Annotated in this window: 19 protein-coding genes; 10 read left to right on the top strand and 9 right to left on the bottom strand. The window is 64.4% G+C overall.

The window, feature by feature from the left end:
- The first annotated feature begins 28 nt into the window (after positions 1–28).
- Positions 29–787 carry a peptide-methionine (S)-S-oxide reductase MsrA gene (gene msrA, locus PAQ31011_RS18905; RefSeq protein ID WP_150577254.1) on the top strand — a complete coding sequence of 253 codons (759 nt, stop codon included), beginning with the start codon at positions 29–31 and terminating at the stop codon, positions 785–787.
- A 97-nt stretch (positions 788–884) separates the two neighbouring features.
- Here msrA and PAQ31011_RS18910 read toward each other — a convergent pair whose 3' ends face one another.
- The 6 genes from PAQ31011_RS18910 to PAQ31011_RS18935 form a co-directional block, all read right to left on the bottom strand.
- Positions 885–1259 carry a VOC family protein gene (locus PAQ31011_RS18910; protein ID WP_039402439.1) on the bottom strand — a complete coding sequence of 125 codons (375 nt, stop codon included), beginning with the start codon at positions 1257–1259 and terminating at the stop codon, positions 885–887.
- A gap of 227 nt (positions 1260–1486) precedes the next feature.
- Complete coding sequence (locus PAQ31011_RS18915) at positions 1487–2170, bottom strand: helix-turn-helix transcriptional regulator (protein WP_150577255.1); 684 nt, start codon at positions 2168–2170, stop codon at positions 1487–1489.
- 91 nt (positions 2171–2261) lie between these two features.
- Positions 2262–3521, bottom strand: a complete 1260-nt coding sequence (locus tag PAQ31011_RS18920) for a c-type cytochrome (RefSeq protein WP_150577302.1) — start codon at positions 3519–3521, stop codon at positions 2262–2264.
- A gap of 160 nt (positions 3522–3681) precedes the next feature.
- Positions 3682–4380, bottom strand: a complete 699-nt coding sequence (locus tag PAQ31011_RS18925) for a (2Fe-2S)-binding protein (protein ID WP_150577256.1) — start codon at positions 4378–4380, stop codon at positions 3682–3684.
- Positions 4377–7334 carry a xanthine dehydrogenase family protein molybdopterin-binding subunit gene (locus PAQ31011_RS18930; RefSeq protein ID WP_150577303.1) on the bottom strand — a complete coding sequence of 986 codons (2958 nt, stop codon included), beginning with the start codon at positions 7332–7334 and terminating at the stop codon, positions 4377–4379. Before PAQ31011_RS18930 ends, PAQ31011_RS18925 begins: the two co-directional genes overlap by 4 nt.
- Positions 7335–7960: 626 nt before the next feature.
- Positions 7961–8491, bottom strand: a complete 531-nt coding sequence (locus PAQ31011_RS18935) for a GNAT family N-acetyltransferase (protein WP_150577257.1) — start codon at positions 8489–8491, stop codon at positions 7961–7963.
- Between the two features lie 83 nt (positions 8492–8574).
- On the opposite strand from PAQ31011_RS18935, the gene PAQ31011_RS18940 reads away from it, so the two are divergent.
- Entirely contained in the window at positions 8575–9165 is a 591-nt protein-coding gene (locus PAQ31011_RS18940) for a helix-turn-helix domain-containing protein (protein ID WP_150577258.1), read from the top strand.
- Positions 9165–9737, top strand: coding sequence for a GNAT family N-acetyltransferase (locus PAQ31011_RS18945; protein WP_150577259.1), 573 nt, complete (start codon positions 9165–9167; stop codon positions 9735–9737). Before PAQ31011_RS18940 ends, PAQ31011_RS18945 begins: the two co-directional genes overlap by 1 nt.
- A 23-nt stretch (positions 9738–9760) precedes the next feature.
- On the opposite strand, the gene PAQ31011_RS18950 is transcribed toward PAQ31011_RS18945, so the two are convergent.
- Positions 9761–10900 carry an alpha/beta fold hydrolase gene (locus PAQ31011_RS18950; RefSeq protein WP_150577260.1) on the bottom strand — a complete coding sequence of 380 codons (1140 nt, stop codon included), beginning with the start codon at positions 10898–10900 and terminating at the stop codon, positions 9761–9763.
- An 810-nt stretch (positions 10901–11710) separates the two neighbouring features.
- Between PAQ31011_RS18950 and PAQ31011_RS18955 the strand changes: the two genes are divergently transcribed.
- Positions 11711–12349 (top strand): GntR family transcriptional regulator, encoded by a 639-nt coding sequence (locus PAQ31011_RS18955; RefSeq protein WP_150577261.1) that lies wholly within the window; start codon positions 11711–11713, stop codon positions 12347–12349.
- 50 nt (positions 12350–12399) lie between these two features.
- Here the strand turns inward: PAQ31011_RS18955 and PAQ31011_RS18960 are convergent, their stop codons facing one another.
- Entirely contained in the window at positions 12400–12987 is a 588-nt protein-coding gene (locus tag PAQ31011_RS18960) for a DUF4019 domain-containing protein (protein WP_150577262.1), read from the bottom strand.
- Between the two features lie 134 nt (positions 12988–13121).
- Here PAQ31011_RS18960 and PAQ31011_RS18965 point away from each other — a divergent pair, with 134 nt between their 5' ends.
- Positions 13122–14300 (top strand): GGDEF domain-containing protein, encoded by a 1179-nt coding sequence (locus PAQ31011_RS18965; protein WP_150577263.1) that lies wholly within the window; start codon positions 13122–13124, stop codon positions 14298–14300.
- 98 nt (positions 14301–14398) lie between these two features.
- Here PAQ31011_RS18965 and PAQ31011_RS18970 read toward each other — a convergent pair whose 3' ends face one another.
- Positions 14399–15103, bottom strand: coding sequence for a glutathione S-transferase C-terminal domain-containing protein (locus tag PAQ31011_RS18970; protein WP_150577264.1), 705 nt, complete (start codon positions 15101–15103; stop codon positions 14399–14401).
- Between the two features lie 180 nt (positions 15104–15283).
- Here PAQ31011_RS18970 and PAQ31011_RS18975 point away from each other — a divergent pair, with 180 nt between their 5' ends.
- The 5 genes from PAQ31011_RS18975 (at position 15284) to PAQ31011_RS18995 (ending at position 21294) form a co-directional block, all read left to right on the top strand.
- On the top strand, positions 15284–15796 hold the full coding sequence (locus tag PAQ31011_RS18975; protein ID WP_150577265.1) for a DUF2471 family protein: 513 nt from the start codon (positions 15284–15286) through the stop codon (positions 15794–15796).
- Positions 15797–15926: 130 nt separating this feature from the next.
- Positions 15927–17453, top strand: coding sequence for a 3'-5' exonuclease family protein (locus PAQ31011_RS18980; protein ID WP_150577304.1), 1527 nt, complete (start codon positions 15927–15929; stop codon positions 17451–17453).
- A 381-nt stretch (positions 17454–17834) separates the two neighbouring features.
- Positions 17835–18815, top strand: coding sequence for a LysR family transcriptional regulator (locus PAQ31011_RS18985; protein WP_150577266.1), 981 nt, complete (start codon positions 17835–17837; stop codon positions 18813–18815).
- Entirely contained in the window at positions 18812–20323 is a 1512-nt protein-coding gene (locus PAQ31011_RS18990) for a flavin-containing monooxygenase (protein WP_150577267.1), read from the top strand. Before PAQ31011_RS18985 ends, PAQ31011_RS18990 begins: the two co-directional genes overlap by 4 nt.
- Positions 20320–21294, top strand: a complete 975-nt coding sequence (locus PAQ31011_RS18995; protein ID WP_150577268.1) for an ABC transporter permease — start codon at positions 20320–20322, stop codon at positions 21292–21294. Before PAQ31011_RS18990 ends, PAQ31011_RS18995 begins: the two co-directional genes overlap by 4 nt.
- The last annotated feature ends 61 nt before the right edge of the window (positions 21295–21355 follow it).

A 21355-nucleotide genomic window follows, 5' to 3' on the forward strand; every position in this document is an offset into this window, starting at 1 on the left:
CTATTCCATTACCGCCGGGAGTTTTGAAATGACCCAGTCCGATTCGAAGCATCAAATTCAGAAGTCGCCAGCATCCCGCCTGCGGCGCGTATTGCTCGGCGCTGCCGCCGTCGCCTCCGGGGTTTTCGCGTGGCAGATCGGCGCGTACGCCTTCGGCGGCGCAGAACCGTCCGTCGTCATCGCCGCACCGAAGCTCGATGAGCCGTCGACGGGTGCCCGCACAGAAACGGCCGTCTTCGCAGGCGGCTGCTTCTGGGGTGTGCAAGGTGTCTTCCAGCACGTGAAGGGGGTGACGAAGGCCGAGTCCGGCTACGCCGGGGGCACCGCCAAGACCGCCGACTATGAAACCGTGAGCAGCGGCTCGACGGGGCACGCGGAGTCGGTGCAGGTGACGTTCGACCCGCAGCAGGTGTCTTACGGCAAGCTGCTGCAAATCTACTTCTCGGTGGCGCATAACCCGACGGAAGTGAATCGTCAGGGTCCGGACAGCGGCACGCAATACCGCTCGGCCGTGTTCCCGATGACCGACGCACAGCGCCAGGTCGCGACCGCCTACATCGCGCAGCTCGACGCCTCACACGCGTACAGCAAACCCATCGCGACGAAAGTGGAGAAGTACACGGGTTTCTATGCCGCCGAGACCTACCACCAGGACTTCCTGACGGAGCACCCGAACTACCCGTACATCGTGATCAACGATCTGCCGAAGGTGAAGGACCTCAAGCGTGTCTTCCCCGCGCAGTACCGCGACACACCGGTCCTCGTGAAGACGGCATCGGCGAAGTGATCGAAGTATCCAGCGCACGGTCGGTCATCCCACTACCCGTGCGCTGGCACGGCAGATCACCGCGGCCCGTTTGCCGTGGTGGTCGCCGCCCCTACCGTTAGCGCTCGTCCGACAGCTTGTACACACGCAGACGATGGCCGTCGGGGTCCGATGCCACGAACGTCCGGCCGAAGTCCATATCCGTCGGCGCTTGCAAGATCGTGATGCCGCGTGCGCTCCAGTCTTCCCACGTCGCATCGACGTGTGCTTTGGACTGCACAGGAAACACCACCTCGCTGCCGCCCGGCGGCGCGATCACCGTCGGCGCCACCGAATAGCGCGCCCACAGCCCCAGCTTCATGCCCGTAGGCAGCGTGAACAACGCAAACCCCGGCGACGCCTCGACCGGCTCCATGCCGAACAGCTCGGCATAGAAACCCGCGCTTTCGGGGGGACTCGCGACATACAAATTGACCATATCCGGATGCAGCATGACAAGCTCCTGTCGTTCGTTATCAATGACGTTCTCATCGACAGCACGGCATCGAGCACCCTGAGAATGAATGCCCTTGCGCGCTGCCATGGACGCCATCGTACGAAGCGATGCTGTCAGATTTTGTCAGCAGTCGAACGCCGATTTCAAACGTGAATTCGATGCATCCGAGGGTGGATTTTTCTCATGCTTCAGGCGCATCGCGCCGACCGAAAACGTCGCGCCGCTCAGCCCTTGCCGGACGTCTCACGCCACGCCTTGAGCAACGTTCGGCGTCCGCGCGGATACCGGGTTTCGATGACGGTCATGGCTTCGATGCGGTCAGCGCGGAAGCTGCGAAAATCGTCGCGCAGCTCGCACCACGCGAGGATCATGCGAACGCGGTCGAAGAAGCCCAGCGCGAACGGCCAGACAACACGCTCGGACAGACGTCCGGCTTCGTCGCGATAGGACAGATGAAGTTTGCGCTCGGCACGAATGGCCTCGCGAATCTCGGTCAGATCGACGATCATCGGCGGTAGCGGATCGCCCGGCCCGATGAGCAATGTCGACGCCTCAAGCGACGTGCGCAGATCCGACGGCAGCACCGCCGCGATCTTCGCCAGCGCATTCGCTGCCGCATCGGCCAACGCCCCGTCGGTGCGCTTGGCGACCCAGCGCGAGCCGAGCACGATCGCCTCGATCTCTTCCTCCGAGAACATCAACGGCGGCAACATGAAGCCCGGTTTGAGGACGTACCCCAGCCCCGGTGCCCCCTCGATATGCGCCCCCTGCGACTGCAATTCGGCGATATCGCGATAGAGCGTGCGCAGGCTCACGCCGAGCGAGGTGGCGAGCGCGGCCCCCGGCACCGGATAACGGTGACGGCGCAGCAACTGCATGAGGGAGAAGAGACGTTGTGTACGGGACATGGCGCGTCATTATGCGCCATGTCCCGTTTGATGCAACGCCGGACGATGCCGTCCGGTGCGTCGGATCGGCTTGTGTCTTATGCCGTGTGTACTACTTCTGACGCAGCTGTTTGACGATCTCGGAATTCACGTCGCCCGCCTGCCCGCCGTAGGCCACGCGCAGGTAGTTGGTCAGCTCGGAGATCTGCGCATCGGTCAGACGTTTGTCGAAGCCCGGCATATCCTGCATCGCTTCCAGCCCCGGGAATTTCTGCGCTTCGACGCCATCGAGAATCGTGATGACGAGATTGCGCGGATCCTTCTGACGCACCGTCGAATTGCCCAGCATCGAGACCGCCACGTGCGGCTTGCCGGTGCCATCTGCCGCGTGGCATCCGGCGCACACCGCCAGGTACATATTGCGTCCCGCCATCAGCTTGCTCGTGTCGGCGTTCTCCGGCAGCGGCTTCGGTGCGGGTGGCGCGTCGCCGAGCAGGTACGTCGAGAGCGAACGCAGGTCGTCCGGCGTGAGGTACTGCGTGCTCAGATGCACGACCGGATACATCTCGCCGAACGCCGAGCCCTGCGGCGCAATGCCCGTGCCGAAGAACGTTTGCAGGTCCTTCACCGTCCAGCCTCGTGCGGCCAGCGCCTCAGGCGTCAGATCGGGGGCGGCGATACGCGCGAGCGCAGCGCCGCCGAGCGGCTTCGCCTTGTCCAGTTGACCGAACGTGCCGCGCGGCGTGTGGCATTCCGCGCAGTGGCCCAGTGCGTTGGCGAGATAACGCCCGCGCAGCCAGTCCGCCGATTGGCCTTTCGACGCATCGGGCAGCGTGTCCTTGAGGAACATCCAGTCCCATGCGCGCATCGCCATGCGAACGTTGTACGGGAACGAAAGGTCGTGCTTGCGGTTGGGCACGGCGGCCGGTTTCACCGACATCAGGTAAGCGTAGATAGCGTCGCTGTCCGCGCGCGTCATCTGCCGGTAGGACGTGTAGGGCATGGCCGGGTACAACGCCTTGTCCGGCGCGATGCCGTCATGCAGCGCACGGTAGAACTCTTCGGCCGTCCAGCCGCCAATGCCGTTCGTCTTGTCCGGCGTGATGTTCGTGCCGTAGAACGTGCCGAACGGCGACTTGAGCGGCACGCCGCCGGCGAACGGCGCACCGTTCGCGCTCGTGTGACACGCCGCGCAGTCGGCCGCGCGCGTCAGGTACTTGCCGCGAGCGATCAGTTCGGACGACGCGTTCGGTGCAGCGCCGGATGTGGTTGGCGTGGCTGCGGCGGCCGGGGCCTTGGATGCCTGCGATGGCGACGACGCTGCGGCAGGCGCGTCAGCCGCCATCGCGCTCGTCACAAGCGACGGCACCATCGACGTCTTCGGCTGCGGCGGCTGGCCGGGCTCGGGTGGCTTCGGCGTCGTGGCGTCGTTGCATGCGCTCACGAGCATCACGGCGGCGAGACACGCCACGCGAACGCTCCATCGGGTGACACGAGTCAGGTGCATGGCAGTTTGCTTCATTTCGCGCCCCTCACTTCGAGTCCTTGATACAACCGGGCGTCTTCAGCACGACATCGCGCACGGCCTCGTAATAGCGCACGTAGCCCGTGCACCGGCAGATCTGATCGTTCAGTCCTTCGGTAATCGCGGCTTCCAGATCGGCGCGCGCAATCGGGGTGCGCTTGAGTCGCTCGATCAGCACCGTTGCCGCGTTCACGAAGCCCGGCGTGCAGTAGCCGCACTGAAAGCTGAAATGATCGAGGAATGCTTGCTGGATGGGGGCGAGCGTGACCTTACCGTCGGCGTCGTGGGTCGCATGCCCTTCCACCGTACGCACGGTCTTGCCGTCGAAATAGTTCGCGCCGGTGATGCACGTGCGCACCGTCTCGCTGGTGCCGTCGGCGTGATCGACGATCACCACACAGGCGTGGCAGATGCCCTGACCACAGCCCAGACGCGAGCCGGTCAGGCCCAGCGTCTCGTGCAGGAAGTCAATCATCATGAGGCCGGCGGGCACGTCCATCGGGCCGTGCGACTCGCCGTTGACCTTGACCGTGACGGGCAGCGTCTCCCACGGCTTCTTGCCACTCGCGGGCGCAGGCGATGCCACAGGGACAGCCGGTGCTGCGGCAGCGGCACTCGCCGCGCTGGCATCGTTCATCGGGGCTTGGGCACCTGCATCCGCGTTCGCATTCGACGCGGCCTGCGGTGCGCTACTCGTATCCGTCATGCCAGTACCTCCTGGATTTTCTCCGGTGTCACCGGCAACTCTGTAAATCGATGGCCGATCGCGTGCGCGAGGCCGTTCACAATCGCACCCACCACAGGGATCATCACGACTTCGGCAATGCCCTTGGGCACGTCCGTCTCGGAGATCGGGGGCAGGACTTCACCTGTCTGCGTCCATACGGCGACGTCCACCGCGCGCGGCAGGTGGTAGCGATTGAAGTTCCACGTGCCGTTACCGGGGCCGTCCTCATACAGCGGCAGGTACTCGTGCAAAGCATGGCCGATGCCCATCGCCAGACCGCCCTGCAATTGGCCTGACACGAGTTGCGGCGAGATCTGATTGCCGCACTCCATGACGGAGTGGTGTGTGAGCAATTCGACCTTGCCCGACGCTTCATGCACGGACAATTCGACGAGTGTGCCCACGGCGCTGTAATACGTGACGGCCGCGTTGTTTCGCTGCACCGGCGGGTAATACACACGCTTGCGGTCCATCGTGCGATAGCCGGTCGCGGGCGTGGGGGCGGCCACTTGCTGACCCGCTGCGGCGTTCGGCTGCGGTGCCCCCTTCGCTGATGCGGACTTCGCTGGCGCGTTTCCGTTTTGATGCGCACTGCGATGTGCGCCCTTGGCAGCCGGTGTCTGTGCAGCAGGTGCTTGCGCGGCAGCGGCCGACGGGTTGGCTCCGCCCTTGCCGAAGCGCAACGCGATGCCGTCGACCGGCAGACGCTGCGTCACACCGTCGCCCAGATCCCAGTCCGCTTCGGCCCATTGCCAGCGGTTGAAGACGTGCACCGTCGCGCCCGTCACGAAGCCCTGCTCGTAGGCCGTCTTCGCCAGCATGCCGAACGGCAACGCTTCGAGTCCGGCGGCCGAGAGCTTGCCGTCGACCCAGCGGGCATCTTCCGCACGCACGACGAGCGGCGCGGCCTGCCCGCCGCCCAGCCCGCGACGCCAGATCGACAGCGCCGCCGGCCACAGCCCTTGCAGGAACAGCAGGCGCGCCGCTTCACGCGTGCTGTGCGTGAAATAGAACGCGGAGTTCGTCGCGCTCGACGGCGACGCGTACCCCGGCGACCAGCGCGGATTGGCGGCGAGTTTGTCCTGATCGACCTGCGACATCAGATACGGATCGCCGCTAGTCACCACCGGCAATTCGGGCCAGTCGGTGATGGCGATGTGCACGTCGGTGGCCGGCATGCCGAGCCATTTCGCCACGGCCACGGCTTGCGACGTCGACGTGCCCGTGCCGATTTCCGCCGCCGTGTGGTGCAGCGAAATCTTGCCGGTTTCGTCGAATTCCACGCGTGCGAACGACGTCTCCGCGCCCGTGCCGAAGTCCTTCTGCACACAAGCGAAGCCCACGCCGTAGCGATGCCCCGGATGCGCCGCTTCGTACTCGGCCTTTTTCTTGTCGCGCTGCGTCCACAACGGATGCGCCTTCGCGCGGGCGAGCACTTCGTCCACGCGCACGGCCCCCGCAGGAATCGCACCCTGCGTGTTCTTCATGCCCGAGCGCAACGCGTTCTTGAGACGGAAGTCGATGGGGTCGACACCCAGTTGCGCCGCCATCTCGTCGATCATCATTTCGGTCGCGGCCATCGACTGCAACGTGCCGTAGCCACGCGCCGACCCCGCATCGATAGCGCGCGACGCAATCGCCACGCTTGCCAGATCGCTCTGCGGGAAGTAGTAGATGGACTGGGCTGCGGTTGCGCCCACCATTGCCACGGACGGCGAGAAGTTCATACGTCCGCCGCCGTTGCACTCCATATCCGCCGTGAACGCTTGCAACATGCCGCTCTCTTTGTCGACGCCGATGCGGTAGCGCATCGTGAAGGCGTGACGCTTGAGCGACGTCTGGAACTGCTCGTAGCGATCGTTGGCGAGCCGCACCGGCAGGCCATCGCCGTACAGCGCAGCGGCCAGCCCGTAGAACGGCATGTTGTAGTGGTCCTTCGAGCCGTAGCCCACCGTGTAGCACGGGTAGACGATCAGTCGCTTGACCGGGAAGTGCCCCTTCGCGGCCATCGCTGCCGCGTTCTCGGCAACTTCGGACGGCGACTGCGTGGGCACCACCATATGCAGCGTTTGCGTCGCGGCGTCGTACCAGCAGTTGGCGTTATCGGGTTCGAGCGCCGCCGTGTCGACGGACTGCGTGCGGTACTCGCGCGACATCACCAGCCAGTTCGACGGCGGATGCGCCAGCGATTCGCCAATCTTCCCGGCGTACGCCATGCCCTGCTCGTCGAGCTTGCCGTGATCATTGCCGTCGGGCCATACCGGCAGGTGCTTGCGCATCATGCTCGGGAAGATCGGGGCGTCCTTGAGACTGGAGTAGACGTCGTCGTCATACGCCGTCTTGCCGCCCACGCGCACGTAACGGAAGCTGCCCCACGGGTCGCGCTCCAGCGGCCCCGTGACGTCGCCGTAGCGAATGATTTCGTCGTGGAACTTGAGCTTGTCTTTAGCGAAGCGAAAACGCGCGAAGTCGCGATAGATCAGGATGGCAACCGCGTGACCGAGATACGCCGGCGTCTTGCCGGCGGGCAGCAACATGTCGTCGCCGTAGAACTCGGGGAACGCGACGCCGTCGCGCGCGAGATCGTCGGCCGTCACCACACGATCGGGTTGCAGACCGTCGTCCAGACGCGAGAGATCGAAGCCGAGATACGGACGGTCGGCGAGCGTCGTGCGTAGCACGAACGCATGCGCCTGCTGCGCGGGCCAGCCCGGCATGTCGCGCGCGCGGACGTCGCGCGCAAAGATCTTGCTGCCGGTGACTTTGGCCGTGCCGTCGATACGGAATTTGGCTTGTCCCTTCGCAGCGTCCCACGCGACCGGCGTGAGGTTCTTGTCTTCGAAGAGCGCGGCGAACGCGCGACTTCCCATCGGCGCGATGTACACGGAAATGCCCGCGACGACCGACGCCTTGAGAAAGCCGCGACGCGTCATCGCGAAGCCAGCAGAGGCTTCGGGATTGGCGGAATTCGGGAGTGTTTGGGGTGTTGCGGAGGCAGCGTCATGACGAGCGTCATCGCTCGACACAGCCACTGGTGGACAGTGTTTTCTTGGCAGGCGCGGCATATGCGTTCCGTCCGTCTTGTTTTGGGGGGACGTGCCACGATCACGAAAGCGACCCTGCAACTCCCGAACGACAAAACGGCACTGCAACGATTCACGCGGTCACGACGGAAAACACAACGCCGCTGCACAACTTCGCTGACCCACGATACATGTTCACAATGCGTGACATTCGCGTGCCGTGATGTGCTCGTGAAGTTCTATAAGAACACGCTTCATGAGTGACACCGGACGTTTCAAGGCTACACGCCACCCCTGAGATTGACAAGATTGGACATGACGCACTGCGTGAGAACGCGCGTGCCGTGCGACGCATGGCGCACCGTGCGACGGGCGCGTGCGGGCGATATTTGCTTCGCGTGATGTTGCCTATACCCAATGAGAAATGCCGCTATATCCGACAGGACACAGCGGCATTGCATCGATGGTGCAGTGCAAGTTTTTTTATGCTGCACGCGAGCGGTCGTTGCGATGGCCGCCGACACACGCACGAGGCATCACACGATGCGCAATTCCATGCACGTCAGATCGAGCCAGCGTCCGAACTTCGTGCCCACTTCGCTGAATGTGCCGACCATCCGAAAGCCGAGCTTCTCGTGAAGACGAATCGACGGCGCGTTCTGCGCTTCGATGGCCGCAATCATCACGTGGACGTCGAGGGCACGGGCGCGCTCGATCAGTGCGCGCATGAGCGCCTCGCCGATGCCGCCGCCGCGCGCGTTCTTGTCGATATAGATCGAATGCTCGACGGTGTGACGGTAGCCGTCGAACGCGCGCCAGTCGCCGAACGATGCGTAGCCGACCGTTTTGCCGTCACGCTCGGCGACGATCACCGGATACCCGCGCTTCAGCCGCGCGGCCAGCCACTCGCGACGATTGTCCAGATCCACCAGGATCTCGTTCCAGATGGCCGTCGTGTGCTCTACGGCATCGTTGTAAATGTCGCGGATCACGGGAAGATCGCCATCGAGGGCGTCGCGAATCGTGAGTGGCGTGAGCGAGGTCGGCGCAGTAGTCGGGGAAGTCATGTCAGTGGTCCTGCAAGCAAGGGAGACAACGCATCAAGTGATATCCATTTTACTAGAAATTAATTTCCAGTAAACTGGACGCCATGGATATCAACGAACGCATTGCCCGTCGCGTGCGCGACCTGCGCAGCGAGCGCGGCTATTCCCTCGACACACTGGCCGAGCGCAGTGGCGTGAGCCGCTCAAGCATCTCGCTCATCGAGCGCGCGCAAACGAGCCCGACCGCCAATGTGCTGGACAAGCTCGCGACCGCGCTCGACGTCACGCTGGCATCGCTCTTCGACGAGCAGTCGCGGGACGACGCACCGCCCTCGCCGCTCGCCCGTCATGCGGATCAGCCGGTGTGGACCGACCCGGATTCAGGCTATGTGAGACGCAACCTGTCACCCGCGCAACCGTCGCCGCTCCAATTCGTGGAGGTACAGTTCCCGCCCGGCGAGCGCGTTGCCTACGATACCGGCGCGTGGGACAACGAAGTCTGGCAACAGATCTGGGTCGTCGACGGCAGCATCGAAATCACGCTCGGCGACACCACATGGCGACTCGACACCGGCGATTGCCTCGCGATGCGCCTCGATCAACCCATCGGCTTTCACAATCCTACGTCGGCCACCGCCCGCTATCTCGTCGGGCTCGTGACGCTGCCGTTCGTCGCTCCCCGGAGAACGCCCTGATGTCCAACGACGCTGCCCGTTCCACCCTTTCCACCAATATCGTCCTTGAACAACTCGATGGCGATCAGGCGCTGGCCGCCGTCGATGCGCTGGCCGATGTGCTGATCGATTGCGTCGAAGGCGGCGCGTCGGTGAGCTTCATGCTGCCGCTCACGCGTGAGCGCGCCACGGCGTTCTGGCGCAAGGTGGCAGCAAGCGTCGGGCGCGGAGAGCGGGTCTTACTCGTGGCGCGTCATCAAGCGCCAGGTGCACCAGGGGACGGCGCTATCGTGGGCACCGTGCAACTGGTCCTCGACCTGCCTGAGAATCAGCCGCATCGCGCCGACGTCGCCAAGATGCTCGTGCACCGTTCGGCACGGCGTCAGGGGGTCGCGGCGCAACTGATGGCAGCGCTGGACGACGTCGCACGTGCTTTTGAGCGCCACGTACTGGTGCTCGACACCGTCACAGGTGGCGACGCCGAGCGTCTCTACCAGCGCAGCGGCTGGCAACGCGCGGGCGACGTACCGAAGTTTGCCCTCATGCCGGACGGCGGCTTCTGCGCGACAACGTTCTATTACAAGCACCTCTGACGTCGCCGCGCTGCGCGCTTCGATCAGTGCAGCGCCGCCAGCCCGGCGAGCAGCGCCTTGTGGAACGCTTCCGGGTCTTGCATCTGCGGGGCGTGCCCCAGATCGGGGAATTCGACGAGTGTGGAACCGGGAATGCGGGCGTGCGTCGTTTTGGCCAGTTCGGCGTAGTGCCCGATGCGTGCCTGCACCTCCGGCGGCGAGAAATCCTTGCCGATGGCGGTGGTGTCCTTGTCGCCGATCATCAGCAACGTCGGCACGCGAATCTGTCCGAGTTCGTACACGACCGGCTGCGTATAGATCATGTCGTAGAGCAACGCCGAATTCCACGCGACGATGCGCTTGCCCGGGCCGCGATACATGCCCGCAAGCATCTGCACCCACGGCTCGTAGCGCTCGCTCCACTGTCCGGCGTAGTACGTCGATTGTTCATAGCGACGGATGCCCGGCGCGCTCGTGCGCAGCTCGCGATCGAACCACTCGTCCACGGTCTTCGACGGCACGCCCAGCGCTTTCCAGTCTTCCAGACCGATCGGATTGACGAGCACCAGTTGCTGCGTCTCGTCCGGATACATCAGCGCGTAGCGCGCCGCCAGCATGCCGCCTGTGGAATGGCCGACGATGGTCGCCGACTTGATGCCCAGCGACGCGAGCAACGCATGCGTATTGTTCGCCAGTTGCTGGAAGCTGTACTGATACTGCGCGGGCTTGCTCGATTTGCAGAAGCCGATCTGATCCGGCGCGATGACGCGGTAGCCTGCACCGGACAGCGTGTCGATCGTCTCGCGCCAGGTGGCCGCACAGAAATTCTTGCCATGCAGCAGCACGACGGTCCGGCCATTCGGCTGCGACGGCTTCACGTCGAGATAGACCATGTGCAGCGGCGTGCGCTGCGACGTGAAGTCGAAGCGATTGACCGGATACGGATAGTCGAAGCCCTGCAACTCCGGACCATAGGCGGGGCCGGCGTTACTGTCGGGACTTGCCGCGACATTCATCGGACCATTCGCCAGGGTCGCGCTGGCCGGAAGCGCGGGCGCGGCACTTGCCGCACTCGCCCCACTCATGGCAACGAGCGAAGTGAGGCCGACAAACGCACCGGCGCGAAGGGTCGCAACGGCGTGTCGTGACAGACGGTTCAGGCACTGGGGGAACGATGAGGGCATGAGTCGATGAGTCAATGAGACAGGAAACGAAGAAGACGAAGGCGGCTGCGTCGATTCTGCCATGCAACGCCATTTCCGGAAGGGCAGCCCCGACGGGGTGCGACATTCGGGGTCAGGTGCAATCGCGCGTCGGCATGTTCGGCGGGGTTTGCACCAATTCCACCAACAATCCCTCTGAATTATTCTCATTTGCCCGTTTTCACAAACAAATCGCCGTCATTGAACGCTGACCGAGCGCAGGCGGCGTCGGCCAAATCCCGCATGCTGGGAAATACAGACGAAAGCAGGCAAACGCAGACGGAAGCCCGGACGAACCGGCGAGTGAATACCCATCATTTTTGAGGGGTTATTCGAGGCACTTTCTTCACATCTTTAGCAATTTTTCAAAGCCACTGCGCCTCGCATGTTTCGGTACCCGCAACGCTACGACGGTGGGCGCTCACACCTTAAGTGAGTGAGCGCGAACCCCACTACGTCTGGCGTTGTGGTACTTTTTCGACGCTTCAAACGTGCGTATAAGCGAGTCCTCGCTTCGGAAACCAAAAGAATTGTGCAAAACCGGACCTGCGTTATGCCTGTCGCGCATGACAGGCATGACTTTGACCTTTTGGGAATGGTTTTCGGGGTGCCGAAAGAAACTCGGTAAAATCCGCAGCGGCATGGGGGATGGGGCGCGCCACGCGCCCGGATGCATGCATGACACCTACATCGTGCGGCCTCATGCATGAGTGGTCCGGCGAGGCCGGCAACGCTCACCGAAGTCGAAGTACACGGCGCACGCGCCGGCTCTAGGGAAGACACAAGCATCAGATGAAAGCGCCCAGCAACCTGATTACCGGTGAAGTGCGGAGCAAGATCCGCGGAATGATTCTCGCTTCGGAGCTCAAGCCGGGGCAGCGCCTCATCGAGGACGATCTGATTCAATTGCTGGGCGTTGGCCGCACGCCCGTGCGCGAAGCGTTGCTCATCCTGCAAGGTGAAGGCTTTATCGCCCGTAACCGTGGCTGGGAAGTTCAGGGGGCCGATCATCTGCCCGTGCGCGCCATCTTCGAGAGTCGCATCGCCATCGAATCCGAGACCGCCCGGCTGGCGGCGCGCAAGATCTCGCCCGAGATGTGCGACGCGCTCGATGCCCTCATCGAACAGATGGAGCCGACGGCCAATCTGCCGCGTCTGGCGCTCAATCGTCTCAATACGGAATTCCACGACCTGATCGTGAAGGCAGCAGATAACGTCGTGATCGCGCAGTTTCACGAACGTACACAGTTCTATTACTGGGCGCTGCGTGTGCCCGTCATGTTCTCGGACGAGCAACTGCGCACCACCAATCAGCAGCATCGCGAACTGGTCGCGGCCCTGCGCGCGCGTGACGAAGCACTTGCCGAACAGATTGCCCGCACCCACGTCGAGACGACGATGGACATCGTCGAGCCGGCACTGCCGCGCTGAGACGTTCGGCCGCCGAGCGGCCAGCTCGATGCTACGCTAAATCGCTGAACTCAGCGCACCAGATAACCGGCGACGCGCCAGCGGCCGTCGAGACCCAAGACCATCGTGACCATCTCGTGCGCTTCGGCCTTGTGCTCGAACACCGTGCCGTATTGAATCACCACGTACTCCCCGTCCGGCTGCCCGGGCAGCGTGCGGGTAAAGACAGCGTCCAGCGTCTTGCGTGACTTCACTTTCCCCAACGGCCCGCGGGCGGCTTGCAGATTCGCCGCCCAGTCCTCGGCCGAAATCGCCCGCTGAAACACCGGCGCGGCCTGATCCCAGCTTTGTTGCCCACGGTTGATGTCGGCAAGCCCCAGCCAGAGGTTGGCGGCTTCGAGCGCCGGACGCACGTCACGATTGATGTCGGCGGCAGGGGCCGTGCCGGCCTCGGCACCGCTCGCCGGCGTGGCGAACAACGGCGGCTGTGCCGCGCGGCGTCGCATCGGCTCCTGCTGGGCGTGCACCGACACGGCGCTGAGTCCGGCCGCCATGCCGAGGACAAGCGCCGCCGCACGGATCGCCAGGCGGTGGCGGGAAAGGGGGAAACGACGGGAACGGCGGGAATGACGGGATGCGTTGAATCGGGTCGTCGGCATTGACGAAAATTCCTCGAAGCAGAAATGGCTAACCCGGTCATTCTACTGGCGTCGCCCTCAATGGAATGTAACGCGCGTCGCGGCGTACATTACAATGCTCAACACATGTCAGCCCCCACGCATTGGCCATTGCCATGTTGACGACGTCTCTGCTCGCGATCACCTCACTGCTCAGCTTCATGATGTTGCTGATCGTGGGTTCCCTGCTACGCTCACGCGTGGCCGGTGTTCGGGAATGGTCGCTCGCCAACGTCGCCGTTCTCGTCGCGCTACCGCTGTTCGCACTGCGCGGCGTCGTTCCCGATTTCCTGTCGATCCCCGTCGCGAACCTGACGCTGGCGGGCGGCTTGCTGCTCTACTTCGCCGGATGCGCGCGCTTTCTCGGCCAACGGCCGCACTGGCCCGCGCTGGGAGCGTCGCTCGGCGTGCTCGCGGCGGCGATCCTGTTCTTCTATTACGGTATCGACAACCCGCAACTGCGCGTGGTGATCGTCTCGGCGTATCACGCGATCTGGCTGCTTGCCGTGTCCGTGCTGATCCTGCGTCATGTGCCGCCGCGCCGTCATCGCTACAACTACTGGCTGACGGCCGCCATGGCAGCCGCGTTCGCCGTCGCACACATCGTGCGGGGCGCGATCTTCGGATGGACGCCCGCGCCCGGCCCCGAGGTGTTTGCGCCGACGCTGTTCAACACCATCATGCTGACCATCGGCACGATCGTGATGCCGGCGATGACGATGGGCGCGGTGCTGATGATTCACGACGCGATGCTCGCCACGGCCGAAGAAGCCGCCAACCGCGACTATCTGACGGGCGCGCTCTCACGCAAACATTTCGACCTGCTCGCGCGTCAGGAAATGGTACGGGCGGTCGCACGCGGCTGGCCACTGTCCATCGTCGTCATCGATCTGGATCACTTCAAGTCGATTAACGACACCCACGGCCATGCGGGCGGCGACACGGTGTTGCGCGAGTTCGTGAAGCTGGTACGCGACAGTCTGCGCGAAGGCGACGTCTTCGGGCGGCTCGGCGGCGAGGAGTTCGCGGTGCTCTTGCCGGGCACCGACACGCCAGGGGCCATTCGTATTGCGGAGCGGCTGCGCACGCAGGCGAGCCGTCATCTGGTGGCGGGACCGTTCGGGGTGTGCCACTACACGCTGAGCGGTGGCGTGGCGACCTGGCTCGAACGCGAAAGTCTCGAAGCCCTGTGCATGCGTGCCGACCGGGCACTGTACGCCGCGAAAATCTCGGGGCGCAATCTCGTGCTCTCCGACGTGCTGCCCAGCGACGAGACGGCGTCCGAAGCGGGCTGAAAGCGCTAGTTGACGGCGCGGGCTAACGAAGCGGGCTGACGGCGGGTCACCGCTGATCCGTCGATGCAGTACCCGCCCCAGCCCTGTCCAGGTGCCGCTCAGGCAAGTTCAGGGAAAAACTCACCCCGCATACGCGCTACGTAGGCTGTCAGATTCGGATGGTGCTCGATCTCGTTGCGCAACGGCATGCGAAACGCTGGCGACATCGCGCCTGACATAAAAGCGAAAGCGGTGGCGTCGGCACCACACGGCGTGTCGCCGAAGAAGTACGGCTTGTCGCCCAGCATCTGCGCCGCCGCCTGCGCACCGCGCGCCAGTATCCGGCTCGCTTCCTCCGGCTTGTAACGCCCGGTGCCCTGCCCGTGCAGCGTGTTGCGTATCTTGCGACGGATCACCGCCTGCGCGACCGGACGCACCGGCCACGGAATCGAACGAAAGAACGATGCGGGTCCGATGGCGAAGTTCTCGTCGTCGCACCAGCGCGCCTGCACGACGTACCAGTAGAAGTGATCCTCCAGCGCCTTCTCGAACATCCACGCTGCGCCTCGCTGCTCGGGCGTCAGACTCGCGTCGAAGTCGACCCCGTACTTCTGCTCGATGTGCAACCGGATCAGCGTCGAGTCCGCGATGATCTCGCCGTCGTCCTCGATATACGGCAGCTTGCCCTTCGGCGCGCGCCGAAAACCGCCACGGTCGGTGCGATACGCCACCCCGGCGAGCTTGAGCAGCATCTCCGCCTTGACGACGAATGGACTTGCATCGGGTAGCCCGAATGCCGGGCCGAAGGTGTACAGAGTCAACATCGGAGGCTTGCTCCTGTGCGAGAAGAATGGCGCAGAGTATTACACGACGGAACCGCCGCGACGAGCCTGTCCCATTCCATCCCCCATCCCCTTCTGTCGTCACCGTTTTCAGCCCTCGGATACGTGCCGTGCGCACTGTGGTTTTATACAGTATGATGTCCTCCAATCGAGGAACATCTCATGGAAACTATCGACTGGGATCAACTGGCGCTGAGCGCCGCCGAACGCGACCTTGCGGGCATCGTCCGCGAGATCGCCGCGCGCTATGCGCAGCAACGTCTGTCGGCCGTCGCGCCGGGCGACACCCACATCGACACACGCGTCGACCCGCGCATCGACCCAATACCGCTCGACTGGCGCACGCTGGTAGCGATTGCCGACGAAGCGGAAGCGGATATCGGGCTTCACGCACGGCACGAGGCGTGGGTGCTTGCGCGCCTGCTGCGCCTGCCTGGCGACGAAGCGCTGCGCCGCGATGGCGAGCTGCCGTCGCTCGACGCGGCCGTCGATCTGCAATGGCCTGACGCCCCGGCACCTGCCGTCTTTCGCGCCATCGTCGCAACATTCACCGATATCACCGACATCGCCTACGATGAACTTGCGGCGGACAGCGCCGCTGCCTCGTCATTCATGCCCGGTGCTTCGGCACTGCTGTCCTCAGCACCCGCCGGCGGGTCGGCGTGCCCGGCCTGAGCGCTGAATAGCACGCACCAGAAACGAGGTCCCACCAGTGTTCGAGAACGTGGTCGAAGATGCCGATGCCGTATCCATCCCGCCTGAAGGGATCGATCCGGACGCGCTCGCCCGCTCGCTGCCCGCGCCGATGGTCTTCGTCGATCTGGAGACGACCGGGGGCAACGCGCTCGAGGACCGCATCACCGAAATCGGCGTGGTCGAAGTCGGCCCCCACGGCATCGAGCAGTGGAGCACCTTGCTCGACCCTGCCGAGCCGATCCCGCCCTTCATTCAGAAGCTCACGGGCATCACCAACGAGATGGTGCGGGGGCAACCCTCGTTCGGCACGCTCGCGCAAGGGCTGGCCGAGCGTTTGCACGGCAAGCTGTTCGTCGCCCACAACGCCCGCTTCGATTACGGCTTTCTCAAGAACGAATTCCGTCGCGCCGGCATCGGTTTTCAGGCGGATGTGCTGTGTACGGTGCGTCTGTCGCGCTTACTGTTTCCCGCGGCCGCCCGGCATGGGCTGGACGCACTGATCGCCCGCTTCGGCCTTGCACCACAAGGCCGTCACCGTGCGCTTGCCGACGCCGATCTGCTCTGGCAGTTCTGGCAAAAACTCCACACGCTCTACACGCCCGACCTGATCGGACAAGCGGTGCAACGCGTAACGAAGCGATCGAGCCAGCCGCCACAGTTGCCGGACGAAGCCATCGACGCGCTGCCCGACAGTCCGGGCGTCTATCTCTTCTATGGCGAAGGCGACACGCTGCTGTATGTCGGCAAGAGCGTGGACGTTCGCGCACGCGTGCGCTCGCACTTCTCCAGCGATCATCAGGTCGCCAAGGATCTGCGCATCTCGCAGGAAATCCGGCGCGTCGAAGTGCGGCGCACGGTCGGCGAACTCGGCGCACTGTTGCTTGAATCGCAGTTGGTCAAACAGTTGCAGCCAGTGCACAACCGGATGCTGCGCCGTTCAGCGAGTCTTTACAGCTGGCAGCTGACGCAGGAAAGCGACACGCCGCAGCTCGTGAGCGCAACGACAGTGGACTTTTCCGGTGCCGAATCGCTATACGGCACGTTCTCGTCGCGTAACGGTGCTGAGAGCGCGTTGCGGGCGCTGGCCGACGAACATCGTCTGTGTTGCGCGCAGTTGGGCCTGGAGAAGATCGCGAAGGGACGTCCTTGTTTCGGCTATCAGGTCAAACGTTGCGACGGCGTGTGCGTGGGCGACGCGCCGCTGGCAGACCACACGGCACGCACACGTGAAGCCCTCGCGACGCTGCAACTCGAAACGTGGCCCTACGACGGCCCCATCGCCATCGAAGAGCATGGGGATGACAACGTCGAGTACCACGTCATCGACCGGTGGCAGTATCTGGGCAGCGTTGCGTCGCGCGATGCCTTAGACGCGCTGGTCGACCACATGCCCGCCGCGACGGGCTTCGATCCCGACATCTACCGCTTGCTGGGTCGACGTCTCGCCGCATCACGGAAGGCGGAACTGGCTGTCCCCTTGACGGTACTGCTGCTCACCCGGCCAGCGTTTCGGCTTAGCCCCGTCGAGCCGCCCGAAGCCTCACCGAAGAAGCCACGAAGTGTGGCGCTGTTGCGTCGCCGTCAACCGCGTCCGGAAGATCCCGATCAGCTTCGGCTGCCGTTCGACGTCCGGTAACGCCCCCGCTCGTCTCAAAAACGGCATCCTCGCCGGAACTGTGACGTGCCGCTCGTCTTAAGCGATGAGACGAGAAACCCCACGCCCAGCAGGCTCAATCGTCTGAAACGACACACTGTCATCTCACCCGGCGAGACGCTCCCCAGGGCATTCCGATCCGCCCAATTTCTTTTCCCCCTTGCGTCACCTAGGCAAAACCCTCCTTTCCACTTCGGGTCATGAGCATATAAATATTAAGTATTTGCAAGACGCATGCTGTAGGTCGAAGAATACGCAATCCGAATACAACAGGTTGCGGTACCGACGGCCATGGCGTCGTCGATGACCGGAGATGGGGCGCGTAGGGGTACGCGCTCCGTTCTCATCCCCACACCGAGCCAGATGGAATTACGCCAACTCGAAGCCTTCGCGGCGGTCATGTCGACCGGCAGCATCACTGCTGCCGGGCGTTTGCTCGGGCGCTCGCAACCTGCCATCACCCGCATGATTCAGGAGCTCGAAGCCGAGATCGGCTACGCCCTGTTCACGCGCAGCGGCCCCCGCGTCACGCCCACGGAACAAGGCTTTCTTCTGTTTGAAGACGTCGAACACGTGCTCGCCGGCTTGCAGCAGATTCGCGCCCGCGCCGACGAGATCGCGCGCGGCCAGACCCGCCCGTTGCACGTTGCCGCCACGTCGGCGCTGGCCGCCGGATTGGTGCCCGCCGCGCTCGCATTGCCGGGCCTCGCCCACGACGCTCAACAGATTCAGATGCGCAGCACGTCGCCCGAGCAGGTCGTGCACGCCGTGCTCACGGGCGCGGCCGACATCGGCGTGACCAGCCTGCCGCTGGAGCATCGCGGCATCGTCGTGCACTGGATCGGCGAATCGGCCTGCGTGGCCGCCGTGCGCAGCGACGACCCGCTGGCCCGTCATGCACGTCTGCCGCTGGCCGAGTGCGCCGGGCGCCGCATCATCACCATGCAGAATCCGTACCGTCTGCGCCGTCGTCTCGATCAGGCGTTCTCGCAGGCGGGTGTCGCACCGGCCGGTCTCATCGAGACGAATGCGTCGATCAATGCGATGACCGCCGTGCGCGCTGGCCTCGGCGTGGCCGTTCTCGAGCCGGTCACGGCTTACGGCCTGCCGCTGGCCGACGTTGCTGTGCGGCCCATCGACGCCGACATTCCGTTCTTCTTCGGCGTCATCACGCGTGACGCCCGTGCGCCGTCCCCGGCAGCCCTCGCCCTCGTCGATGCGCTGGCCGACGCCGCCCGTGCGCTGCTGCCCGATTTCGTGCAACGCGCCGCCACCGAACACGCTCAAGTATTGCAGTCGCTCTACGGCGACTTGCCCGCTCCCAAGGAAGCTCAGTCGTCATGACCCTGTCCACGACCACCCCGACCGCCGCCACCGGCCTGTCCGCGCTCGAAGCGCGTCTGCGTCAGGACCTCGCCTGGCTCGAATTGCCTGCCAAGCGCTGGGTACCCGAGCGCTCGTTCAATGGTCAGCCTGTGCTCGACGTCGCCATCATCGGCGGCGGCATGGCCGGGCTGGCGGCCGCGACGTCGCTCACGCACCTCGGTGTGGGCGCCGTGATCTTCGATCAGTCGCCGCGCGGCTTCGAAGGTCCGTGGGCCACGACCGCGCGCATGGAAACCCTGCGCTCGCCCAAGCAGCTCACCGGCCCGGCGCTCGGCTTGCCCGCCCTCACCTTCCGCGCATGGTTCGAAGCCCAGTTCGGCATCGACGCCTGGGACGCCCTCGACAAGATCCCGCGTCTGCAATGGATGGACTATCTGCGCTGGTATCGCGACGTACTCGCCATCGACGTGCGTAACGACCATCGCATCGCCGCCATCACACCGCGCGGCGAAGACGGTCTGGTCGAGCTGTCGGTGACGTCGCCCGAAGGCGATCGCAAGGTCTACGCACGCCATGTGGTGCTTGCGACGGGACGCGATGGCCTCGGTGGCCCGACCGTCCCCGGCTTTGCACGCGAGTTGCCGCGCCGCTTCTACGCGCATTCGTCCGACGTGATGGATTACGCCACGCTGCGCGGCAAGCGCGTCGGCGTGATCGGGGCGGGGGCCTCGGCCATGGACAGCGCCGCCACCGCGCTCGAAGCGGGTGCGGCCAGCGTCGACATGCTGATTCGCCGTGCGGACATTCCGCGCGTCAACAAGGGCAAGGGCGCGGGCAATCCGGGTCTCACGCACGGTCACGTCAATCTGCCGGACGACTGGAAGTGGCGTATCCGTCACTACGTCAACGTGCAGCAGGTGCCGCCGCCGCGAGGCAGCACGTTGCGTGTCTCGCGTCACGACAACGCACGCTTTAACCTCGGTGCACCTATTCTCGACGTCACCCCGGTGGGCGACGAACTGCACGTGCGCACGGCCAAAGGCACGTTCGTGCTCGACTTCCTCGTCTTCGCGACGGGGTTCCGCATCGATATCGACGGCCGCCCCGAGTTCGCCGCCTTCTCGAAGTTCGTGCGCAAGTGGAGCGACCGCTACACCCCGGCAGCCGGTGACGAAGACGTCGAGCTGTCGGACTCCCCAGATCTCGGCCCGACGTTCGAGTTTCAGGAGAAGACGCCGGGCACATGCCCGGGTCTGGAGCGCATCCACTGCTTCTGCGCACCGGCCACGCTCTCGCACGGCGCGCTGTCGGGCGACATCCCGGCCGTGAGCGAAGGCGCGAAGCGTCTCGCGCAAGGGCTGGCGGGCACGTTCTATCGTGAAGACGTCGAGCACCATTACGCCAACATGGAGGCGTATGAGGAGCCGGAAGTGTATGGCGACGAATGGACGCCCGCGCCGCCGCCGGCCGAGGTGACTGCCGTTGCCGCGACTGCGCCCTCGGACAAGGAGCGTCTCGCATCATGACCGCATGGATTCTGCGCCGCGTACTGCAAGCGGTGTTAGTGGTGTGGCTGATGACGCTGATCGTGTTCGTCGGCCTGCACGCAATCGGCAATCCGATCGACATCCTGATCGGTCAGGACGTCGACCAGATCGACCGCGCCCGCATCATCGCGCAGCTCGGCCTCGACCAGCCGTTGTGGCGTCAGTACCTGTCGTTCATCGCCGGTGCGCTGCACGGCGAGTTGGGTAATAGCTACGTGTACAACGTCCCGGCGATCCAGTTGATTCTGCAACGCCTGCCTGCGACGCTCGAACTCGCGTTCGCCGCGCTCATCCTCGCGGTGTTCATCGGCATTCCGCTGGGTCTGTTCGCCGGTCTCTACCCGCGCAACCCGATCTCGAAGCTGTTGATGACGGGCAGCATCGTGGGCTTCTCGTTGCCGACGTTCTGGGTCGGTCTGATGCTCATCATGTTCTTCTCGGTGCATCTGGGCGTGCTGCCGGCGAGCGGTCGTGGCGAGACGGCGAGTCTGTTCGGCGTGCAGTGGTCGTTCCTCACCATCGACGGGCTGCGTCACCTGATTCTGCCCGCGCTCAATCTGGCGCTGTTCAAGATTTCGCTGGTGCTGCGTCTGACGCGCGCCGGGGTGTCCGAAGTGCTGCCGCAGGACTACGTGAAGTTCGCGCGCGCCAAGGGCTTGTCGCCGCTGCGGGTCGTGCTCGTGCACGTGCTGCGTAACACGCTGATCCCGCTGGTGACGGTGCTGGGTCTCGAATTCGGTTCGACCATCGCCTTCGCGGTCGTGACGGAAAGCGTGTTCGCATGGCCTGGCGCGGGCAAGCTCATTCTCGACAGCATCAACGCGCTCGACCGCCCTGTGATCGTGGCGTATCTCATCGTCGTGGTGTGCCTGTTCGTATCGCTCAACCTGATCGTGGACGTGCTCTACAAGTGGCTCGATCCGCGTGTGCGCGTGGAGGCCGCTGCCTGATGTCGCTCAATTCGTCTCCCAACGCGACCCCGTCGCCAGTGCTCACACCTGAGCCGGTGCC

The sequence above is a fragment of the Pandoraea aquatica genome, from assembly GCF_902459565.1.
GTDB lineage: Bacteria > Pseudomonadota > Gammaproteobacteria > Burkholderiales > Burkholderiaceae > Pandoraea > Pandoraea aquatica.

Bases quoted from the DNA above. Each gene is read 5' to 3' on its own strand.
- PAQ31011_RS18955 (WP_150577261.1), top strand. From the start codon at position 11,711: ATGAAAGCGCCCAGCAACCTGATTACCGGTGAAGTGCGGAGCAAGATC.
- PAQ31011_RS18985 (WP_150577266.1), top strand. From the start codon at position 17,835: ATGGAATTACGCCAACTCGAAGCCTTCGCGGCGGTCATGTCGACCGGC.
- PAQ31011_RS18970 (WP_150577264.1), bottom strand. From the start codon at position 15,103: ATGTTGACTCTGTACACCTTCGGCCCGGCATTCGGGCTACCCGATGCA.
- PAQ31011_RS18945 (WP_150577259.1), top strand. From the start codon at position 9,165: ATGTCCAACGACGCTGCCCGTTCCACCCTTTCCACCAATATCGTCCTT.
- PAQ31011_RS18940 (WP_150577258.1), top strand. From the start codon at position 8,575: ATGGATATCAACGAACGCATTGCCCGTCGCGTGCGCGACCTGCGCAGC.
- PAQ31011_RS18980 (WP_150577304.1), top strand. From the start codon at position 15,927: ATGGTCTTCGTCGATCTGGAGACGACCGGGGGCAACGCGCTCGAGGAC.
- PAQ31011_RS18990 (WP_150577267.1), top strand. From the start codon at position 18,812: ATGACCCTGTCCACGACCACCCCGACCGCCGCCACCGGCCTGTCCGCG.
- PAQ31011_RS18920 (WP_150577302.1), bottom strand. From the start codon at position 3,521: ATGGTGCCGTCGCTTGTGACGAGCGCGATGGCGGCTGACGCGCCTGCC.
- PAQ31011_RS18925 (WP_150577256.1), bottom strand. From the start codon at position 4,380: ATGACGGATACGAGTAGCGCACCGCAGGCCGCGTCGAATGCGAACGCG.
- PAQ31011_RS18975 (WP_150577265.1), top strand. From the start codon at position 15,284: ATGGAAACTATCGACTGGGATCAACTGGCGCTGAGCGCCGCCGAACGC.
- PAQ31011_RS18950 (WP_150577260.1), bottom strand. From the start codon at position 10,900: ATGCCCTCATCGTTCCCCCAGTGCCTGAACCGTCTGTCACGACACGCC.
- PAQ31011_RS18995 (WP_150577268.1), top strand. From the start codon at position 20,320: ATGACCGCATGGATTCTGCGCCGCGTACTGCAAGCGGTGTTAGTGGTG.
- PAQ31011_RS18965 (WP_150577263.1), top strand. From the start codon at position 13,122: ATGTTGACGACGTCTCTGCTCGCGATCACCTCACTGCTCAGCTTCATG.
- PAQ31011_RS18960 (WP_150577262.1), bottom strand. From the start codon at position 12,987: ATGCCGACGACCCGATTCAACGCATCCCGTCATTCCCGCCGTTCCCGT.
- msrA (WP_150577254.1), top strand. From the start codon at position 29: ATGACCCAGTCCGATTCGAAGCATCAAATTCAGAAGTCGCCAGCATCC.
- PAQ31011_RS18915 (WP_150577255.1), bottom strand. From the start codon at position 2,170: ATGTCCCGTACACAACGTCTCTTCTCCCTCATGCAGTTGCTGCGCCGT.
- PAQ31011_RS18910 (WP_039402439.1), bottom strand. From the start codon at position 1,259: ATGCTGCATCCGGATATGGTCAATTTGTATGTCGCGAGTCCCCCCGAA.
- PAQ31011_RS18930 (WP_150577303.1), bottom strand. From the start codon at position 7,334: ATGACGCGTCGCGGCTTTCTCAAGGCGTCGGTCGTCGCGGGCATTTCC.
- PAQ31011_RS18935 (WP_150577257.1), bottom strand. From the start codon at position 8,491: ATGACTTCCCCGACTACTGCGCCGACCTCGCTCACGCCACTCACGATT.